The sequence below is a fragment of the Chryseobacterium phosphatilyticum genome, from assembly GCF_002899825.2.
Taxonomy (GTDB): domain Bacteria; phylum Bacteroidota; class Bacteroidia; order Flavobacteriales; family Weeksellaceae; genus Chryseobacterium; species Chryseobacterium phosphatilyticum.
On sequence record NZ_PPED02000005.1, the window covers coordinates 289,562 to 310,620 of the forward strand.

A 21,059-nucleotide genomic window follows, 5' to 3' on the forward strand; every position below is an offset into this window, starting at 1 on the left:
CCCGATATTCTTTTTTCGGGAGAAAATAATCAAGTTTAAACACATTTATTCAAACAACTATGAAAGCAAAAATTATTTCCAGGATTTTGGCAACAACATTCTGTATGGTGTCAAGTCATGCTTTTTCACGGGGATTTTCTCCTCCGGAACTTTATGAAAAAGCAGGAGTTTCAGTGCTCCATTCTTCTCTCGCTCCATTTACTTATGATCTGGATCCTCTCATTGTTATTAATCAGAATATCAATGAAAAAGGATTGGTCGTGATGAGCGGAAAGCTTACAAAACCATTTACAAATGATCATGTAAAACTCTCGATCAAGTATCAGGATGTGCAGGGTAACTGGATAAGCGTATGGTGTAAGGTTTTATATTCGTATAACCAATATAATGAAATTCTTACCGCCCGCTTTGAGTTACCTGCTTCCGTTCAGAGCTCCTATAACGTAAAAGTAGAGCTAAGCTCAGATACAAATCTCAGTAATTTCAACAGTGTTGTCTGGGACAAAAGCATTCATCATTATAAGCTTAATGATTATATAGCGACAAGCTGTGATCTGGATGAAAATGAATATACCATGCTTTTAACTCCTAAAAAAGAAGGATCTCTGGTGACCAACAGCAATGGGAAGGTGATTGGAGTAAAAGACAGGGTAACATCTGCACATTTCTGGAATAAATTAAGCAATGTATTGATGGATAATAAAAAGGACAATGTTGTATTCTCTCCAACTCGTCCATCAGACCTGATAACAGAGGCAAATGGTGTTCAATCTGTCAAATTAGTTAATACAGGAATTATCAGTGATACATTAGGTTCTACTCCTGAATTTATTTATAATGCAGCAGCCGGGCATCCGATTCCTTACCTGTACAGCTATGATGATCCCATATACATGTTTGCAGGTAAATTTTCTGCAAATGGATTCTTTATAAAATTTAGCCAATGGCCGGAAGAACCTAATGGCCCCGGATATTTTAACTGGAAAAACCCGGCGTTTATAGAAAGCAGATATTTTAATCTGTATAACAAAACATGGAAAAATTTATCAGAGTTTATACCGGATCAACAGCCCGTTGTTATTGTTTCAAGTGTATCAACGGGATTAAGGATTTATAAAAGCGATGGTACGTACATAGACCTTACCCCAAACAGTACTAGTAATTATGGAGCTCCTTTATTTGGATATGGTAATTATGAAGCGAGAAGAGGCCCTGGATCGGAAAATCTTATTATTTCCAATACTTCAGAGATGACTTTATATGGTGTGGGTGCGTTAAGAAATGATGTCACGACCTCTTATCAGACTAAAAGATCGATGCAGGATATTGAGAAGGAGATCTTCAAATTTATCAAATACACCGGAGTCTTTGGTTCCACAAATGCTTATAATGACACTTCAGAGTGTTCAAACGGCTGTTTTACAGTAAATCAGGGTGCGATTTCTGATTATAGTGTTGCAGATTGGACCAAGGCTCCCAACAGCTATATCTTTACAGGGAAAGACAAGAACGAAAATACGGTAGATGGCCTTTATATACCGATTAAAAAAGCTTTTGCGATGTGGCAAAAGGATAAATATATTGGTGGGTCTAATATTCCGGCAGGAACAATAACTGCAGATGTATTATGGGAAGATATGCATGGTCTGATTAAATCCGGAACTAATTATAGTCTGGAACTGATAGGTTCCGGGGAAGATACAAAGATTAAAGTTCCCGTTAACAGATCCAAAAAAGGAAATGCGGTGATTGCATTGAAAGTAAATGGTGAGATTTATTGGTCCTGGCATGTCTGGGTTACGGATGATCCCACCAAAGGTTCTGCTTATAAAAGTTTTGCGGGGCTAAAAAGACAAACGAAAGACGGAACCGTTGAACTGATCCCGGATTCGGATTGGGGTTGGATGGATAGAAATCTTGGAGCAATGAGTAGCTCTTTAACTTCAGGTAACTGGAATAAAAATGGGGGATTGCTTTATCAGTGGGGAAGAAAAGATCCCATTCCTCCATTGACGGCTAAAGGAAATGATTCTTACGAAGTCTCAGGCTCTATAGGGCGGGTCCGACACAGAAATGCACAGTATACTGCAAACTCAGTTAAAATTGATGCCCTTAGAAAATTTGTTCCATTGGCCAGTGCTAATGTAAAAAACAACCTTTCTCTTGCTGTTAAAAATCCTTTAAGCCTTATCTATGTTGGTAATAACAGTGCAGATATTGCTTATTATGACACCGCAAAGACATTGATGTTAAACTGGTTTGGGAAATCACCTGATCTTACAAGCAATCGTCTTTCTGAGCTTAATTTATGGTCTGATAATTCAGAAGGAAAATATAAAGATAACTATCTGAATGATAACGATGCGCAGCCTTACAGAAATAAATCCTCATATGATCCTTGTCCTAATGGCTGGAGAGTTCCTTCTGTATTAGTGGCTAATGGAGGATCAAAGACGTATATTGATGATATTCGAATTGATTTCTCTCCTTTGGGGGTAAAAACCAATATGGGTAAAAATGCTTTTGAAGCCAATACCTATCAGATAATCAAACCTACAGATGCTGGGGCACCTGATTTTATGAAAGGTTTTAGACTTTACACGAATGTAGGATATGATCTTTCTAATGTTGGAGGATTTAATATGGGAAAATTTCCGGGTACCGGACAATTGCTCATCAACAGACATGAAGGACAATATACAGATCAACATCATACAGCCTTATGGACAGCAACTATGACCAGACATTTTGATGCCTCTCCATCAATAGTAGCAAGAGCGCTATTTATGGTTCCTGATAAAGAACAACCTGACATTCCGGATCCAAACTATCCGAATATTAACGGAAGATACTTCTACCAGCCATTATCTATGGGAGAGACTTCAGGTGCTAATGGTTGCAGATGTATCAAAGATCCTCTCTATGTGGTGAATGATTACAACTTCCCTACAGATTTCTTTACAGAAGGACAGTATACGGAAGGTTTAGACAATCCAAATACGTATACCATCGTAAAATCTACTGCAGAATCTACTATTGAAATTCCAATTAGTAAAGCTTTTTCAGCTCAAAGTCAATTGCTGAACAATCCGGATATTTTAAATGCTTCAAATTTTGATAATTTAAAAACCAATGTTCTATGGACAACGGATACAGGTTTGATTAAGCAGGTTTCGGTAGATCAACCGGGAGCTTTATCTGCAATCAGTAATTCAAAGATAAAAGTGGTCATTAACCCAAATAAAAGTGGAAATGCTGTCGTTACATTACATAACGGAAGCATTACAAATCCGGTCTATTGGAGCTGGCACATTTGGGTGACCAATACTGCTATCGGATCAAATCGTCATATAACAGACCAGCCGGATGCTAATGCAACAAACTATGTGAATTTTGCAAAAAGAAGTGAAGTTCTTGACACTGAAATCATGGATAGAAATTTAGGAGCGGTAGAAGTTTTTCCTACTATTTACGGAGATAACTTAAACCCTGAAACAGCATTGCCTGGCTCTCCGGAACAGATTATGCTTTCCGGTGGGCTCCATTATCAATGGGGAAGAAAAGATCCTATCCCAACATATAGAACGGCTTCGGATATTGATTATGGACAGTATCGTTATAAAACTGATGCTGTAAAATACTGGACAGGGACTACGGCTCCAAACGGGACCATTACCTACACCCCTTTAATTGAATCGAGTTACAATACCAATTATATTAAACCCTATGCTACCTATAGCAATGCTTCCAACGCTAATGTATTAGCAACAGATAAACCTTCGGAAAAAGTATCAAAAGTATTATCGTATTCTGTTAAAAACCCGTTGGCTTTTATGGTGCCAAGCACCCTGGATGCTACAGGAAAAGGTTCAGACTGGTTGGCGGCAGAGCCGAATCTAGCCGCAGACCGCTGGGGAAGAGGGGATAAGAAATCTCCTTTTGATCCTTGTCCTCAAGGTTGGAGAATCCCCGATTTGACTACTGTCTCAGTAATTATCGTTCCGTCAAATCCTGTTGCACAGGAAGATTTTGGCCTTAGTCCCTGGTATAGAAAAGGATACAGGGCTGCAAGTGCCTATAGAATTATAACAGATAATTTTGGAATCCAGGTGAGAGTTGGAAAAAGAAGAATTGCAGGATTCATGTTCCCGAATAATGGGTATACCATTGGTAATTATGCCATTTTTACCGGTATGAGAGGATACAGAAGTGTTACAACGAATACGGTTCCTAATTTTGCTTCCTCTGAAGGTGATGCTAATGGTAGCTTGTATACTGGTTTCTGGACAGCTGGACTTAGTTCAAATTTTAATGGCAGACCCATTAACCTCCTCCTCAAAAAGTATGACAGTGGTGTGCCTCAAAATTTTATTCAGGCATTTCATGATAATAACGATCCTTACTTTGGAGCAAGCTGTCGTTGTGTGAAAATAAAAACTGACGGAGCAGACGAAGCGGGCCCGATACCTAGATTACAGGTGACAGCAGCTTCAACTGCCAAAGCAACTGATGTTTTGGCGAAAGCAGTCGTAGAAGAAAAGATTGTTCAGACTAAATTTGAAGTATTTCCGAATCCGATAAAGAGTATATTGCATATCAAAGGAAATGATAAGGTAAAAGAATATTATTATCAGATTTATAATATGTCAGGACAATTGGTGAAATCAGGAAAATTTGAAAATGAACAAACAGACCTTTCTGCTTTAACTACGGGTGCTTACCTGATAAGAATTAATAATTCTGAAAATATAGTTAAGATCATTAAGGAATAATTAAACCATTTCATAAACTATAACCGGGAGATATTTTCTTCCGGTTTTTTTGTTGTGAACTATAGTCTACGGTATAAATGCAAATTCATTAGACGGTTTCATTCTCAATGAGCTGAATAATAAGAATCATATTTCTTGATCCTTTTGGTGTATTTTTTGAATTGGTTTATTGTGTAATTCTTATTTGTAAAGTAATTATGATGAATTTTGTGTTTGTAATTTAATTTATGTGATTGTAATTTGTTTTAAATGTAGCTTTTTTATATCAAAAATATAGGGGTGTATTTTAGTTTATATAAAAATCAGCAACATGGAAAAAACAGTATTGAAAAAGTTAGTGGCACTCATTTGCCTGGTATTGATATGGATCAGCTCTGTCAATGGTATGGAGTTAAAAAAGAAACCAACTTTTACCAGGAAATTTTCAAAGAATAACGGGGATACAATCGCTGTAACTTCGGAAAAAGTGAAGGCAGTAAAAGGAAGGTCCCAGGAGATAAGCAAAAGTCAGAATGATGATGACGGGAAAGACTGGACAAAAGCACCGAACAGTTATCTTTTTGATCCAAGCCAGAATAATGAAGGTTTGTATGTTCCTGTAAGAAAGGCTTATGCCATGTGGCAGCGGGATAAAATTCTTGGTTCTTCCGGAATTCCTGCGGGGCAGGTCACGGCAGATGTTCTTTGGGAAGATACCCCGGGCTTAATAAAATCAGGCGTTGGATATGCATTACAAATTACAGATTCCGGAGAAAATGCTAAAATAAAGATTCCCATTAATAAATCAAAAGAAGGAAATGCTGTCGTTGCCCTAAGGATTAATGGTGAAATTTTTTGGTCATGGCATATTTGGGTAACCGATACCCCTGAAAATGGGTCAGCCTATAAAAGTTTTAGTAGAGTGTCGAGGCAAAGGAATAATGGAGCAGTAGAGCTGATTCCCGATTCTGATTGGAGGTGGATGGATCGTAACCTGGGAGCAGTCGGAAATACCATCACAGGAACAGAATGGAATAAAAATGGAGGGCTGTTGTATCAGTGGGGGAGAAAAGATCCTATTCCTCCTTTGGTTTTAAAAGGAGATGATTTTTATGAAGTTTCAGGATCCATCGGAAGAGTCAGACACAGAGGAGCTAAAAACCTGGTCGGATCGGTGAAAATTGATGATCTTAGAAAATTTGTTCCGCTGGCCAGTGCTGAGGTAAGTAATAATATTAAGGTTTCAGTCAGGAATCCGTTAAGCCTTATTTATGTTAATAAAGATGATAACTCGGGGCCTGCTTACTATAATAACAATGCCACTTTAATGGTCAACTGGTTTGGAAAATCCTCATCCATTCCCGATTCTCAACTTTCCGAGTTAAATCTGTGGTCTGATAATTCACAAGGAAAAATAAATGCAAATTATAATGAGGACAGCAATGCAAAACCCTACAGAGATAAATCTTCCTATGATCCATGTCCTAACGGGTGGAGAATTCCTTCCATGTTGGTGGCAAATCTGGCATCTCAATCCTATATAGATGATGTGAGGATAGACTTTTCTCCATTTGGAGTAAGAACGACTATGGGTAAAAATACCTTCGAGGCTAATAAATATCATGTGATAAAACCCACGGATTCCAATACCCCCGATTATATGAAAGGCTTTAAGCTATATGCCAATACAGGATTTGATCTATCCAATGTAAATGGTTTTAATATGGGGATTTTTCCGGGAACGGGACAAATAGGACTCGTAGTTCACCAGGGACAATATACAGATCAGCATCATATCGGTTTGTGGACGGCTACTATGGCAAAACAGTTTGATAATACACCCGTTGTTGGAGCCCGCGCATTATTTATGGTCCCCGATAAGGATCAGCCGGATATTCCTGATGCTGCTTTTCCCGGTGTAAAAGGGCGATATTGGTATATGCCATTAGCGGCAGGTGAGACTTCAGGCGCCAATGCATGCAGGTGTATAAAAGATCCTTTGTATATGGTTAATAACTACGATTTCCCCACAGAGTATTTGCCGGCAATTATGGAATATAGAGAAGGAATTAATAACCCCAATACCTATCAGATTGTAAAAAGCACTTCAGGAGTTACCCTTGAAATACCGGTAAGTAAAGCATTTTCTGTTCAGAGTGAGATTTTGAATAATAGAGATATCTTGTCCTCATCCAATTTTAATAATTTAAAAGCTAACGTTCTCTGGAGTACCAATACAGGCTTGATCAATAAAGTGAGAATGTCTAATGAGTCACCGGGCTCATTAACGGAAATTTCAAATACTAAAATTATAATTACCGTTAGTCCTAACCAAAGTGGAAACGCTGTAGTTACTTTACATAATGGTAATATTGCTAATCCTGTATACTGGAGCTGGCATATATGGGTTACGGATACCCCTGTCACTTCCAATTCTTACACAACAGAATTACCAAATACAGCAGTTACCAATTATGTAAATTACATAGACAAAGGTTCGGCTCCATTGCAGACAGAATTTATGGATAGGAATTTGGGGGCAACAGATGCTTTTCCGACAGTTGTAAACCCATTAACACCTACTGCAGCTGAGTTGGCAAAGATCAGGGCTTCCACGGGGCTTCACTATCAATGGGGGAGGAAGGACCCTATTCCTACTTTTCAGTATGCAGATAACAGAGGGGCTTTTACTATATTTTTAGGAACAACAGGGACAGGTGGTACTGTAGCATATACCACTTTAACCTCTGCCACATACAATAACATGGCAGGAAGCTATATTGTACCATTCAATACGTATACAAATGCTGGGAATGCCAATGTTTTGGCGACGGATAAAATAGCAGATAAAATATCAAAAGTCTTAACTTATTCAGTAAGAAATCCACTCATTTATATGATTCCGAGTACCTTTGCGACGTATAGCAGCGCATCGCCCAATTACACCAATGGAACAGATTGGCTGGCGGATGAACCTAATCTGGCACCCGACAGATGGGGAAGAGCAACAAAAAAATCTCCTTTTGATCCTTGTCCGGAAGGATGGCGAATTCCGGATCTTACGGGAACTTCCATTACGGCGAATCAGGATTTCGGTATCTCACCATGGTATAAAAAAGATAAAAATGTAGCAACAATATTTAGTGTGACTAACGATTATTTGGGAGCGAGAGCAAGAAACCCCAGCACAACTTCTACCATTGGGTATACTTTTAACGACCCATCATACAAAGTGGGAAATTATCCCAACTCAGGCTCAAGAGGGTTCAGAAGCGTGATTACAAATCAAAATGCTGCAGGAACTTATAATACAATTAATTTTCAGTATCCGGGAATCTGGACCGGGGCTTTGCTTTCCAATTATATAGGAAGACCTGTTAATATTCTTTGGGATGCTGCTTCTTCAGCTAATCGACTGATTGCTTTTCATGATAACAATGATCCTTATTTCGGAATGAATTGCAGGTGTGTAAAAGTGAAGCTTGACGCAAGCGGAAACGAATCTGGTCCCATTCCCAAAGATCAGATCACGACTTTATCTTCAACAACACAAACAATTTCAAGAGAATTGATTACAATAATTGAAGAACCTGCTGTGGAAAAAAAGTAAAATAAATTTTATAAGCAAGCCGGTTCACGCCAGAACCGGTTTTTTTTCAATTCCTGATTCAAAAACAGGATATTACCTTCAGAGAATAGAATAATCTTGTTAAAAAATGAAATATATATTTGCCAATAGCTGTAAATTCATAATTTTAGCACTTGTAAAAATTGTGGAATAAGTTTTCTGTTTATTCCTTTTTTGCAAATTTTAAAAATACACTATGAGGCTAGAAAAATTTGTACAACATTTTAATATTAAGATCTTTATTTATTTTCTTACAGCTGTTACAGCCATTTATACTCTCGCATTTACTCTGGCATTTAACCTTAAAGATGACGGGTATATTCTTGCCGACTGGCTCATTAACTATGAAGACGGGGGTTTTAAAAGAAGAGGACTGTCAGGAAGTTTCTTTTTTATTCTTCAGGACTTCACGGGATTCAGTCTTAACTATATTGTTTACTTTTTTCAGTTCCTTATTATTTCCCTGTTTTTTTGGTATTACACAAAGCTGATCAGGTATAAAGTGACGGATTTGCTTTATTTGTCCCTTTTGCTCTCATCAATCGGTTTTGTAGGTCTTCTGAATACAGTAACCTACGTAGGAAAGAAAGAATTTATTGTATTTCTGCTGTTTACTTACTTTGTGTACCTTTTAGATCACGATAAGCTTTCAAAGTATAAAGAATATGTACTTTGTGTCCTACTTTTTGTAAGTACACTCCTGCATGAGGTTACCTTATTCTATGTTCCTTATTTTGCGATTGCCCTATATGTAAAAAACGGAAAACTTGAGATTAAAAGATATATCAAGTTCTTTCTGGCGGTAGCCATTCCCGCTGCTGCTGTTATTTTATTTGGTAAAAATGTAAACGAAGGGATGTCGCTGGAAATCCTGAGCAGACGAGGGGTTCATCCTACATATGGAATCTTCTATTGGAATATTGATGAGAGACAGTATATCAAAGAACATCTTAACGAGTATTTACTGTATTTTATAAGTTTAGGGATCAGTGTTTTTCATATCGGCTATTATTTAAAATATCTAAATGACCGAAAGATTTTATGTATTTTATTGATTGGAGCCTTTATCTTCTCTCTACCCTTGTTTTATCTGGCAATAGATTGGGGGAGGTGGATGTACATCCACATGATGTTGATTATTGTGCTTTTCGCAATGATGCTCAAAAACGGCAACTCAATATATGTCTATGAACCAATAGTAATCGACAGGAGATTCTTTATAATAATGGCTATTATACTCCTATCCCTACTGTATAGAGTGGAAATGTCCGGCAAGGGTTTTACCTTCGAAGGAATACTCTACAGACTATTTGTTGCTCCTCTGGAATTGTTAAATAAAATGTGATTTCAAAAAGTATATAATAAAAAAGCTTTACTTTTGCAAAAAATTTTTTTTAGAATGTCGAAAAATTTAGTAATCGTAGAGTCCCCGGCAAAGGCAAAAACTATTCAGAAATATTTAGGTAAGGATTTTGAAGTGAAATCCAGTTTCGGTCATATCCGGGATCTACCTAAAAAAGGGATGGGAATAGATCTTGCCACCTTTAGTCCTGATTACGAAGTTTCAGCGGACAAGAAGAAATTGGTGACAGAATTAAAGGCCGCAGTTAAAAAAGCTGATATGGTTTGGCTTGCTTCCGATGAGGACCGGGAGGGGGAAGCTATTGCATGGCACTTAGCTGATGAATTGAAGCTGAAGCCTGAAAACAGGAAGAGAATTGTTTTCCATGAAATTACTAAAAATGCCATTCTAAAAGCTATTGATAATCCGAGAGATATTGATCAGAATTTAGTAAATGCCCAGCAGGCAAGAAGAGTTCTGGATAGAATTGTAGGATTCGAAATGTCTCCGGTACTATGGAAAAAAGTAAAACCGGGACTATCTGCCGGAAGAGTACAGTCTGTAGCAGTACGATTAATCGTTGAAAGAGAAAAAGAGATCCGTGAGTTTGCTCCAAAGGCGAGCTTTAAATTGGATGGAATCTTTTTAAATAAGACTGAGCAGGAAATTGCTGCTAAACTAAAAAAAGACTTCGAAAAAGAAGAAGACGCAGAAAAATTCCTTGAGCAGGCAAAAACAACAGAGTTTAAGGTTCTGAATGTTGAAACAAGACCTGGTACTCGTTCTGCATCTGCACCTTTTACCACTTCTACATTGCAACAGGAAGCTTCATCAAGATTAGGATATAATGTGACCAATACGATGCGTCTGGCACAAAGACTTTACGAGGAAGGGTTTATTACCTATATGAGAACAGACTCAGTAAACCTTTCTCAGGAAGCTATTGAAGGAGCTAAAAAACAAATTATATCAGAATACGGAGCAGAATATTCTTCTCCAAGAAACTATACAACAAAATCTGCTTCTGCACAGGAAGCCCACGAGGCGATTCGTCCTACAGACTTTGGAGTGAAAAGTATCGGTGATGCTCAGTTGAATAAGTTATATCAACTGATATACAGGAGAACTCTTGCTTCACAGATGGCTAACGCTAAAATTGAAAAAACGGTGATAGAAATTGGAAATGTTTCATTGCCTCATCATTTTGAAGCTCAGGGTGAAGTCATTATTTTTGATGGTTTCCTGAAAGCGTATGGTATTGTTAAAACAGAAGAAGAGGATGATGAAAACAATGAGAAATTGTTGCCAAAAGTAGCTGTAGGAGAAATATTAAATTATAAAACCATCACTGCAACTGAAAAGTTTACAAGACCCAGTGCAAGATATACCGAAGCTGGTTTGGTAAAAAAACTGGAAGAGTTAGGAATTGGTAGACCCTCTACCTACGCTCCGACAATTCAGACCATCCAAAACAGAGAGTATGTGGATAAACGTGAGATCGAACCACAAACCCGTGAAGTGATCAAAATGTCTTTAGTAAAAGATAAAATCAAAAAAGTAGTTCTTGATGAGAAATTTGGAGGAGATAAAAATAAATTCGTTCCTACAGATATTGGTGAAGTAGTTAATGATTTCCTGACTGATAACTTTAGGGAGGTTCTGGATTATGGTTTTACTGCAAGAGTAGAAGAAAGTTTCGATGAGATTGCCAATGGTGATCAGAAATGGAAAGAAATGATGACTGATTTCTACTCCAAATTCCATCCAAGAATTGAAGATGTTGAAGAAAATGCTGACCGTGCAACAGGAGACCGATTGTTGGGGGTTGATCCTAAAACCGGTAAAAACGTTCACGCCAGAATCGGAAGATTTGGAGCAATGATCCAGATTGGTGAGACTGATGATGAGGAAAAACCGATTTTTGCTTCTTTGATGAGTGGCCAGAATATTGCGACTATTACTTTTGAAGAGGCTATGGAATTATTCAAATTGCCTTTTGATCTTAATGAATTTGAAGGACAGACAGTTTCTGTCGGAGTTGGACGATTCGGACCTTATGTGAAGTGGGGGGATGCATTCATCAGTATTCCGAAAGGTGAAGATCCGCTTTCTGTTGATCAGAAGCGTGCTGAGGAGATTATTCATGAAAAGAAAAAAGCAGATGCTCCGATTGCTACATATAAAGGTGAACCTGTAACTAAAGGCTCAGGGAGGTTTGGCCCGTTCATTAAATACAAAAGTATTTTCGTGAATGTCCCGAAAAAATATAATTTCGATAACCTTTCTCAAAGCGATATCAATGAACTGATTGATGCTAAGCTTGAAAAAGAGGCAAACAGATATATCCAGCAATGGGAAAAAGAAAAAATCTCTATTGAAAACGGGAGATGGGGGCCATTCGTTAAATTTGGAAAAGCAATGTTTAAAATTCCAAAGAAGCAGGATGATACCAAGTACGATGCAGATGAGTTGAAAGAAATTTCTTTGGATGAAGTAAAAAAGTGGATTATTGATCAGGATAAAAATGCTTTTGCAGAGAAGAAAAAACCTGCAGCAAAAAAAACAGCAACCACCAAAAAGACCACCACAGCCAAGAAACCTGCTGCCAAAAAAAAATAATATTAAAATAATAATACAAAGCCGTTAACAAATAGTGTTGGCGGCTTTTTTTATGAATAAAAATCAACTACATCTGCAAAGTTGCTACGGTTTTTTGTATGTTTGTTACAGTAAGAAAATAATAAATTAGCACATTTAAGTAAAATATGGATTTTGAAGACTTTATCATTTCACCAAGAAATTTCAAAGCGGAAAGCTGGCAGATTGGAAGTCGGATTACGAAAGATATAAAAGAGGATAGCATCGTTCTTTTGTTTGTATCGGACTACAGAGGGGCAAACGGAGAGGCTGAAGTGCAGGATTTTACTGCTGTCAGAAAAGAATTTTATAAGCTCTCACAACTTGATTTCGAAATTCCTGTAGTGGATCTTGGAGATCTGGTTTCCGGGAAAACCGTACAGGATACTCATTATATTTTACAGGAAGTTTTATCAGCATGTCATTACAAAAGAGCTCTTCCGGTTATCATCGGAGGATCCAATGATTTTGCTTTTTCTTTATTTTCGACCCTGAATTTCCATCAAAAGAATATCAATTATACCCAGATCAGTAACATTATTTCCCTTAAACAAGGTGAGCAAATTAATGAATATACCTTTTTAAGCAAAATTTTTGGTGCTAAGAATTTTTCCATTAAAAATTATCATCATTTGGGATATCAGAAACATTTGAATGAAATGGATTCCGTAAGGCTGATTAAAGAAGTGGAATTTGATATTATCCGCCTCGCTGAAATGATGAATTCCACTGAAAAAACGGAACCCTTCTTCAGAAAAGCAGACTTGGTTACTGTCAATTGTGATGCTATTGAAAGTTTTAGCGAGCCTTTTTCAATGAATCCGCAGGTCAATGGCCTGAATAGAAGAGAGGTTTGTGCATATATGAAAGAAATAGGTTTGAGTGAAAACCTTAAAACAGTGGGTATTTTTAATTATAATATTTACTCGGAAAATCAACTGAATCATCAGCTACTGGCACAAATGCTATGGTATCTGATTGAAGGTATTAATATCCAAAGGTCACATCCGAAAGAAAGACATTTTGAGTTATTTTATGTATTGATTGATGACAGACAATATGCCTTTAAACGAGATACTTTTAGTAATTTGTGGTATTTTGGAGATGATGAAAATATAGAAAACTGCATTCCTTGTTCAAGAAGAGATTTTGATGATGCTAAAAAAGGGTGGTTAAGTGCAAGGTTGACGAAAATTTAATGTATGACAAGAGCTCCCTCAAAAGTTTCCATTATCGTTCCCGTTTATAATGTCGAAAATTATTTGGCAAAATGTCTTGACTCCCTTGTTAATCAAACTCTCCAGGATATTGAAATTTTGGTAATTAATGATGGTAGTAAAGACCGCTCTCAAGATATTATTGAATATTATGAACAGAAATATCCAGCAAAAATAAAAGCTTTCACAAAAGAAAACGGAGGCTTGAGTGATGCAAGGAATTTTGGTATTGACCGGGCAACAGGTGATTATATTGGCTTCGTTGATAGTGATGATTATGTTACAGAAAAGATGTTTGAAGAAATGTTTCTTCTGGCAGAAAAATATCAGACGAAAATGGTTATCGCTAATATTCAGAAAGTGGATGAACATGGGAAGGTCACTCAAAAACTTACCCAGATTCCTGATATGCCTGAAATAATAGAACTGAATGATCATTTTTCGGTTTTTTCTGACCTAAGCTATTTTGCTTGTAATAAATTATTCAAAAGAGAGCTTTTTAAGCAGAAAAGATTTAAGAAAGGAGTCCATTTTGAAGACATTCAGCTTATTCCCCAGCTTTTATTAAAATGTGAAAGAATTGCTCAGACTCAGAATTTCCACTATCAGTATTTTGAACGGAGTGACTCAATCTCAAAAACACATACTGAAAAAGGTCTTGACATTCTGAAAGCAGTTGCTGATGTAGAAAAGGTATTTGGTGAATCCAGGTATGCTCATAAGGTAAAAGAGCTGAAGAACTTTCAGATTTTTGAGGGTATTTATTCATTTTTAGCCTATATGGCATTCGTAAAAAATGAAACAATTTTTTTTAAAATGGCTGATCAGTTGAGCATTTTTATGAGGGACAGACAAATAAAAATTCAAGATATATTGACTTATAGTCGTTTTGGTAAAAATTATCTTTTATATTTGCCACTGAAAAAAAAAATTTTTTATCTATTGTTTTTTGCTGGGCAGAAAAAACTGATAAGAAAATTGATGTAAACACAAATGTAAGTACTATTGTTTCGACCAACAAGCATACTCATGTTCTACAGGATTGTATTGCAGGTTTTTATGAAACATACAGGTGTACTGGATAAGAAAAAGAATGAAAAATTTAGAATTGTTCTTAAGCGAATCGGGAATTTCTATTTTCTATGTGAAAATAGGGTTTGGCTTCCTGTTCTCCTTTTTAATCACTTTTTTCTCCATTCCTACCATCGTAAAGATTTCAAGAAGAAAGAATCTTATGGATGAGCCGGGAATAAGAAGTTCTCATCTCAGGAAAATTCCCAATCTTGGGGGGATCGCCATATTTTATTCTATAGGAATATGCGCTTCGATTTTTGCATATGAGCTGTTTGATCTCTATAAGTTTTTATTTGCTTCATTAATTATTCTCCTGTATGTAGGAGTGATGGATGATATTGTGGTAATGAGAGCCTATAAGAAGCTTGTTGCACAGATTGTTGTGTCTTCCCTGGTCGTTATTGGCTCAGATATCAGAATCAGAAGTTTATTCGGGATATTCGGGGTATATGAGCTGGGGTATTTTGTGAGTATACTGTTTAGCATCATTACCTTTATTATTTTGATCAATGCATTCAACCTTATTGATGGTATTGATGGCCTGGCTGGTGGGTATTCTATTATTTGCAGCACCTTATTTGGAATCAGCTATTACAGACTAGGAGAATATAATTATCCGCTTGTTGTGCTTTCAGTAGTCATTATTGGAACTGTATTGGCTTTTTTATACTATAATTTGTCTCATTACCGAACCAATAAAATATTTATGGGGGACACAGGCTCTATGTTGTTGGGTTTTTTACTGGCTTTCACCTCTATTTGTTTTATTGATATTTTTATTGATAAAAAAATAGCGGGGATTCCAAGATATCACCTGCAGTCTGCACCTGTTATCGCAGTAGCTATTTTGATTTTACCAATTGTAGATACCCTGAATGTCATTTTTGTAAGACTTTATAACAAAAAATCGCCATTTGATGCAGACAAGAATCATATCCATCACAAACTTTTAAAACTTGATCTTACCCACAGAAGATCCTCATTTTATATTATTCTTTATTATTTAATGATTGTTGGGGTTGCTTATTATTTAAGACATATCAATGTTAACCTTCTGTTGCTGGTTATTATTTTATTAGGCTTTTTCGGAGCTTACTTACCAGATTTACTGTACCGATTAAGAAATGACAAAAATTAACAATTAAATATTACTTTTGTAAACAATACTATTCAAATATGATGAAGAACTTTAAGTATTTATTTTTAATATTACCTTTTTTAGTTATCTCATGCATTACTACAAAGGATGTAAGATATTTGCAGCCAAATGAAAGTCTTGTAATTAATGAAGAAGGTCTTGTTCCCTACAACATTCCCATTTACAGGATTACCAAAAATGATATCCTTAACCTTAATATTGTAACAACCCCAAAGGGTGATGCGGCACAATTTTATTCTTCCTATAACACCTCCGGAGGGGTAGGTGGAGGCTCTACGAGTGCGGCAGTGGCAGGAGGAAGATTAGGAGGTGGTACAGGATCAAATTTTGGAGGAAATGTTAATTTCTATTTTAACGGATTAAAAGTTGATTCCAATGGGGATATTAATGTATTTGGAATAGGCTATGTAAAGGCCGAAGGAAGAACATTGGATGACATTACAAAAGAGATTCAGAATAAAGTAAATGAAAATTTCCAGGAAGGGAAGACTGAAGTAAGATTAAATACGGATGGAATTACCTATTATATCCTGGGAGACGTCGAAACTACCGGTTTATCAGGAGAAAAAGTAGCACATAAAAATACTCTTACGATTACTGAAGCATTGGCTATTAATGGAGGTTTAAACAGAACCATTGACAGAAAGGAAGTGGTGATCCATAGAAAATTGCCGGAAGGAATCAAGATCGCTAAAATAGATCTTACCCGTGAAGATCTCATGAACTCACCTTATTACTATTTACAGAATGGAGATGAGATTTATCTTAATACCAGGAAAAAAAGCTTGAACGGATTCGGAAAAGATCCGATTCAGACATTGCTTACCAGTGTAACAGCGATTACAACAGCGTTAACTTTATATACAATCCTACAAAGACTTTAATCCCTATGATTCCAGGAAAAGATACACAAGTAGGAAAAAACGAAACCCAGAAAGAAAAGTATGGGGTATTCGCATTGTTTGATATTGAACATTTTTTAAGAAGAATCCTTAAAAACTGGTATTGGTTTGTTTTGATGTTATTTATTGGGTATACCATTTCTTGGATGTACAGTAAATACTATGCACAAAATGTATATGCTTCGGATTTATCTTTAAGTACATCCAGTAAAGCTTCTGAATTTTTACCAACTCAGTCTAACCAGTCTATTAACTTCATTTGGGGAGATACTGGAAATCAGGACGGGCTTTATCTGAAGAAAATGCTTTTGTCCAGATCACACAATGAATTTTTGGTGAAAGAATTGGATCTTTTTGTAAACTATTCTACCAAAGGACTTATAAAATCAACATATCTTGATAAAGATGATTCACCTGTCTTTCTTCAGATTGATAAAAAACATCTGCAGCAGATTAATTATCCTATTACGCTGAACCCAAAAGGAGAGGGGGCTTATGAAGTGGTTTTACCTGAAGAAGGAGAGTCTACAAACTTATACAACTATGAAATAGAAGGATTTCAGAGCATCAACCCATACAATAGACCAGCGAATAAAATTATTAGAATTAATGAATGGTATAATTCTCCTAACCTGAGGTTCAGATTGCTTAAGAATCCGGTTACTTCTAAAATTAAACTGGATAATATCATCATTAGCCTGAATTCGATCAACCAGAGTGTGGATGAAATCGTTTCTACAACAGGAGTAGACTTTGATAAAGAAATAAAGTCTATTATGATCATTAGTAAAAAAGGATATAACCTTAACAGTACCGTGAATTTTCTTAATAAATCTGTTGCAGAGCTGCAGAAAAAGAGACTCGCGGATAAAAATGTTGTTAATAAGAATACAGATGTATTTTTAAAAGATAATCTGAATAAGATCCGTAGAAAACTTGATTCAAGTGCAACGGTACTGAACTACTTAAAAACCTCAGAAAAACTTTATAATATTAAAGACAGAGATGAAAAATCTCTGGATAAAATAAAAGAACTTGAAGCTAAAAAAGCTGATTTTATAAGCAAAATCAATTCTCTCAACAACATCAAAAATACGCTTCAGTCTCAGAATTTTGATAAAATGATTGGAACAAATGCTGCTGGTTTTGAAGACGGCACTTTTACAGCAACAGTTTCTGAACTTAAAGCTTTATATGCCAAAAGATCAGAAATGGCAACCATCTATAAGCCTTCATCAGAACCTATGAGAGAGATCAATAGGCTTATTGATGAAGCAAAAATGGGCTCATCCAATAGTTTGAGAGGATATTATAACAGGTATTATGAAGAGATTAATAAAATAGACCGTGAAATTGCCGGTGCCAATTCCGACTTAACTTCTTATCCTGAAAAAGAAAGAAGATATATGGATGCTGAAAGAGGGTATAATATGATTGAGGCTACTTATAACAGCCTTTTAGGAAGACAGAACGATACCCAAATGAGAATGGCAACCAATCAATCTGATATTACAGTCATTGACCCGGCTAAGAATTTAGGACAAAGACCAATAGGACCTAATGTGAAGTTGGCAAAAATCGGGATTATTTCAGGAATGCTGTTGCTTCCATTATTATTTATCCTGATTGGTGAACTCCTTGATAATAAGATCAGGAATATTAAAGAATTACTGGGAGCTACCAAAATTCCGCTTCTTGGTGTTATTGGAAACAACAATAATGAAAATATGCTTACTGTTTTGGAGCAGCCTAAGTCTTCAGTTTCGGAGGCCTTTAGAGGAATAAGGGCTAGCGTAAGGTTCTTAATGAATAACGACGATGAAAAAGGTAAAGTAATATTGATAACATCTTCTATTGGTGGGGAAGGAAAAACCTATATTTCCATCAATTTAGCATCGGTTTTAGGATTAAGTGATAAGAAAACCATCCTGTTAGGAATGGACCTTAGAAAACCTAAGATTTTTGGTGATTTTAAGATTGATAATAAATATGGCATCTCAAACTACCTGACAGGAGAAGTAGGAATTGACGAGATTATTAATAAAACAAAAATTCCTAATCTTGACGTAGCAACTTCAGGCCCGATTCCTCCGAATCCTTCTGAACTTTTGATGAGTCAGAGAAATATTAAATTTATAGAAGAATTGAAGGAAAAATATGATTTTATCATTATTGATTCTCCGCCGGTTGGTCTGGTTGCAGATTCTTATGAATTAATGAAATATTCTGATGCCAATATTTATGTGGTTCGTCATGAATATACTGAAAAGTATATGCTTAAAATGATTACTGAAAAGTATCATAATAATGAAATTGAACACCTTGGCCTTATTTATAATGACTATAATGTAAAACAAGGGTATGGATATGGGTACGGTTATGGGTATGGCTACGGTTATGGCTATTTTGATGAAGATAAAAATTACAAAGAGCCGTTATTGATCAGGATCAGGAATAAGGTACAGACAATATTTAATAAAAAATAGAGCTTTAAACCCTCATCTGATGGGGGTTTTTTCATACTTTGTGTATTTTCAATCTATGGAAAAAAGAATATTTTTGCCACTTTGCCGTTTACTTTATAACAAATTATGTTTTTTTGTTTATTTTTAACTAAACATTAAGATTATCATTAATATAAAAATGTTTTATATTTGCAAAAATTAAATTTTAAAATAACCATAAATCCATATTCTTTTATGAATAAAAAATTATTGTTTAGCTTCCTTGCCTTCCTCGGAGTGGTAAGTGTTAAAGCACAAAGAAACGAATTGGGAGTTCGTCTGGGTATGAGTAACCTAGTGGGAGATGTAGGAAGGACAAATTATATTTTACAAAAGCCGTTGGATTTAAACAGAGTGTCAGATTGGGGCATCCCATTTTATGGAGGGTTGTTATACAGATTTAATTTTAACCCGCATCAAACCGTTAGATTGGATTTAGGATATAATCAGATTCAGTTTAGCGATAAAGCTGCGAAAGAAGAATATAGAAGAAATAGAAACTCATACGGGAAAAACAATGTATATGAAGCAAGTTTAATGTTTGAATATAACTTTTTCCCCATAAATAATGAGCAGATAAGTATGGTAAGTCCATATATTTTTGGTGGAATCGGTGCCCTCATGTTTGACGCACCTAAGGCCAATCTTGTGAATGACTTCCGAAGAGATGCTGACGGGGTAGCACAAGCTCCAATCAATGAAATGGATTTTAAAACTACAACAGAATATTCATTAGGTAAGAAAGTTACAATGCATATTCCTTTTGGTGTAGGTTTAAAATACAAATTTAACCATACTTGGGCTATATTTGCAGAAGCTACCTTTAGATATACATTGACTGATCAGTTGGATCATAGTCAAATCTTATCTAGCGATGTAAAATCTTCGTTTAATGCAGATATTTTAGATCCGGCTACCGGTGGCTCATTGTTGCAATCAGGTAATTATTATGCGGTTGCTAAAGAAAGAGAAAATGAGTTTGTAAACAAGAGAAATATCGGAGATACTAAGTCTAAAGATTGGATGAATACCTTTAGCTTAGGGTTAACCTACTCGTTTGGAAGACCTCCGTGTTATTGTGATTAATGAATATGTCGTTGATTAAAGATAAAATAGATTCTGAGAATTTACCAAAACACGTAGCTATCATTATGGATGGCAATGGAAGATGGGCAAAATCTCGTGGCGAAGAAAGAACTTTCGGTCACAAAAATGCCATTAATGCAGTAAGAAATGCCATTAATGCTTGTAATGAGGTCAATATCCCTTATTTAACATTATATACATTCTCTTCAGAAAATTGGAGTCGTCCAACTGAAGAAGTCAACACGCTGATGAATTTGCTTGTAGAAACATTACTTCTGGAAGCAGAAGAGATTTTTAGCAAAGGATTGAGGATGCATGTAATAGGAAATTTGGAAAAATTACCTCCTTTAGTAAAAGATCAGTTACAGCGTGTGGTAGACCTTACAAAAGAAAACACAAAAGGTAACCTTGTATTAGCAATTAGCTATGGTTCACAAAACGAAATATTAAATGCTGTAAAAAATATAAGTTCTGATGTCAAAGAAGGAAAAGTAGATGTTGAGAATATTGACGAAAAATTATTCGAAAATTATCTCTATACCAAAGATTTTCCTGCTGTAGATTTATTAATCAGAACGAGCGGTGAAATAAGAATAAGCAATTTCCTCCTTTGGCAGATTGCTTACGCCGAATTACAGTTTTTAAATGTCTTGTGGCCAGATTTCACCAAAGAGATCTTCTTCCAATGTATTGTTGATTATCAAAATAAAGAAAGAAGATACGGATTAACCGGAGAGCAGGTACAAGACCAATAATTTT

General features: G+C 36.0%; 11 protein-coding genes. All 11 read left to right on the forward strand.

Features of this window, described 5'->3' with window-relative positions:
- Window positions 1-59 precede the first annotated feature (59 nt).
- Window positions 60-4,772: a T9SS type A sorting domain-containing protein gene (locus C1631_RS20030; protein WP_109713836.1), complete on the forward strand. Its 4,713-nt coding sequence runs from the start codon at window positions 60-62 to the stop codon at window positions 4,770-4,772.
- Window positions 4,773-5,082: 310 nt separating this feature from the next.
- A complete protein-coding gene (locus C1631_RS20035) occupies window positions 5,083-8,361 on the forward strand; it encodes a hypothetical protein (protein ID WP_109713838.1) in 3,279 nt (1,092 codons plus the stop codon).
- Between the two features lie 214 nt (window positions 8,362-8,575).
- Complete coding sequence (locus C1631_RS20040) at window positions 8,576-9,724, forward strand: hypothetical protein (RefSeq protein WP_103247792.1); 1,149 nt, start codon at window positions 8,576-8,578, stop codon at window positions 9,722-9,724.
- Between the two features lie 54 nt (window positions 9,725-9,778).
- Window positions 9,779-12,340, forward strand: coding sequence for a type I DNA topoisomerase (gene topA, locus C1631_RS20045; protein WP_109713840.1), 2,562 nt, complete (start codon window positions 9,779-9,781; stop codon window positions 12,338-12,340).
- A 146-nt stretch (window positions 12,341-12,486) separates the two neighbouring features.
- A complete protein-coding gene (locus tag C1631_RS20050; RefSeq protein WP_109713842.1) occupies window positions 12,487-13,557 on the forward strand; it encodes a formimidoylglutamase in 1,071 nt (356 codons plus the stop codon).
- A 3-nt stretch (window positions 13,558-13,560) separates the two neighbouring features.
- Window positions 13,561-14,562 (forward strand): glycosyltransferase, encoded by a 1,002-nt coding sequence (locus C1631_RS20055; protein ID WP_103247770.1) that lies wholly within the window; start codon window positions 13,561-13,563, stop codon window positions 14,560-14,562.
- Window positions 14,563-14,668: 106 nt separating this feature from the next.
- Complete coding sequence (locus C1631_RS20060; RefSeq protein ID WP_109713844.1) at window positions 14,669-15,787, forward strand: glycosyltransferase family 4 protein; 1,119 nt, start codon at window positions 14,669-14,671, stop codon at window positions 15,785-15,787.
- Window positions 15,788-15,825: 38 nt separating this feature from the next.
- Window positions 15,826-16,692 (forward strand): polysaccharide biosynthesis/export family protein, encoded by an 867-nt coding sequence (locus C1631_RS20065; RefSeq protein ID WP_103247768.1) that lies wholly within the window; start codon window positions 15,826-15,828, stop codon window positions 16,690-16,692.
- Window positions 16,693-16,697: 5 nt separating this feature from the next.
- Window positions 16,698-19,196 (forward strand): exopolysaccharide transport family protein, encoded by a 2,499-nt coding sequence (locus C1631_RS20070; RefSeq protein ID WP_103247767.1) that lies wholly within the window; start codon window positions 16,698-16,700, stop codon window positions 19,194-19,196.
- 213 nt (window positions 19,197-19,409) lie between these two features.
- The gene (gene porG / locus C1631_RS20075) at window positions 19,410-20,300 is read left to right on the forward strand and encodes a type IX secretion system protein PorG (protein ID WP_109713845.1); all 891 of its coding nucleotides are present in this window, start codon (window positions 19,410-19,412) and stop codon (window positions 20,298-20,300) included.
- Window positions 20,301-20,305: 5 nt separating this feature from the next.
- The gene (gene uppS / locus C1631_RS20080; RefSeq protein WP_103247772.1) at window positions 20,306-21,055 is read left to right on the forward strand and encodes an undecaprenyl pyrophosphate synthase; all 750 of its coding nucleotides are present in this window, start codon (window positions 20,306-20,308) and stop codon (window positions 21,053-21,055) included.
- Window positions 21,056-21,059 lie beyond the last annotated feature (4 nt).

Excerpts from the sequence above, each read along its gene's own strand:
- C1631_RS20050 (WP_109713842.1), top strand. The coding sequence starts at position 12,487 with ATGGATTTTGAAGACTTTATCATTTCACCAAGAAATTTCAAAGCGGAA.
- uppS (WP_103247772.1), top strand. The coding sequence starts at position 20,306 with ATGTCGTTGATTAAAGATAAAATAGATTCTGAGAATTTACCAAAACAC.
- C1631_RS20065 (WP_103247768.1), top strand. The coding sequence starts at position 15,826 with ATGATGAAGAACTTTAAGTATTTATTTTTAATATTACCTTTTTTAGTT.
- C1631_RS20030 (WP_109713836.1), top strand. The coding sequence starts at position 60 with ATGAAAGCAAAAATTATTTCCAGGATTTTGGCAACAACATTCTGTATG.
- porG (WP_109713845.1), top strand. The coding sequence starts at position 19,410 with ATGAATAAAAAATTATTGTTTAGCTTCCTTGCCTTCCTCGGAGTGGTA.
- C1631_RS20035 (WP_109713838.1), top strand. The coding sequence starts at position 5,083 with ATGGAAAAAACAGTATTGAAAAAGTTAGTGGCACTCATTTGCCTGGTA.
- C1631_RS20040 (WP_103247792.1), top strand. The coding sequence starts at position 8,576 with ATGAGGCTAGAAAAATTTGTACAACATTTTAATATTAAGATCTTTATT.
- C1631_RS20055 (WP_103247770.1), top strand. The coding sequence starts at position 13,561 with ATGACAAGAGCTCCCTCAAAAGTTTCCATTATCGTTCCCGTTTATAAT.
- C1631_RS20070 (WP_103247767.1), top strand. The coding sequence starts at position 16,698 with ATGATTCCAGGAAAAGATACACAAGTAGGAAAAAACGAAACCCAGAAA.
- topA (WP_109713840.1), top strand. The coding sequence starts at position 9,779 with ATGTCGAAAAATTTAGTAATCGTAGAGTCCCCGGCAAAGGCAAAAACT.
- C1631_RS20060 (WP_109713844.1), top strand. The coding sequence starts at position 14,669 with ATGAAAAATTTAGAATTGTTCTTAAGCGAATCGGGAATTTCTATTTTC.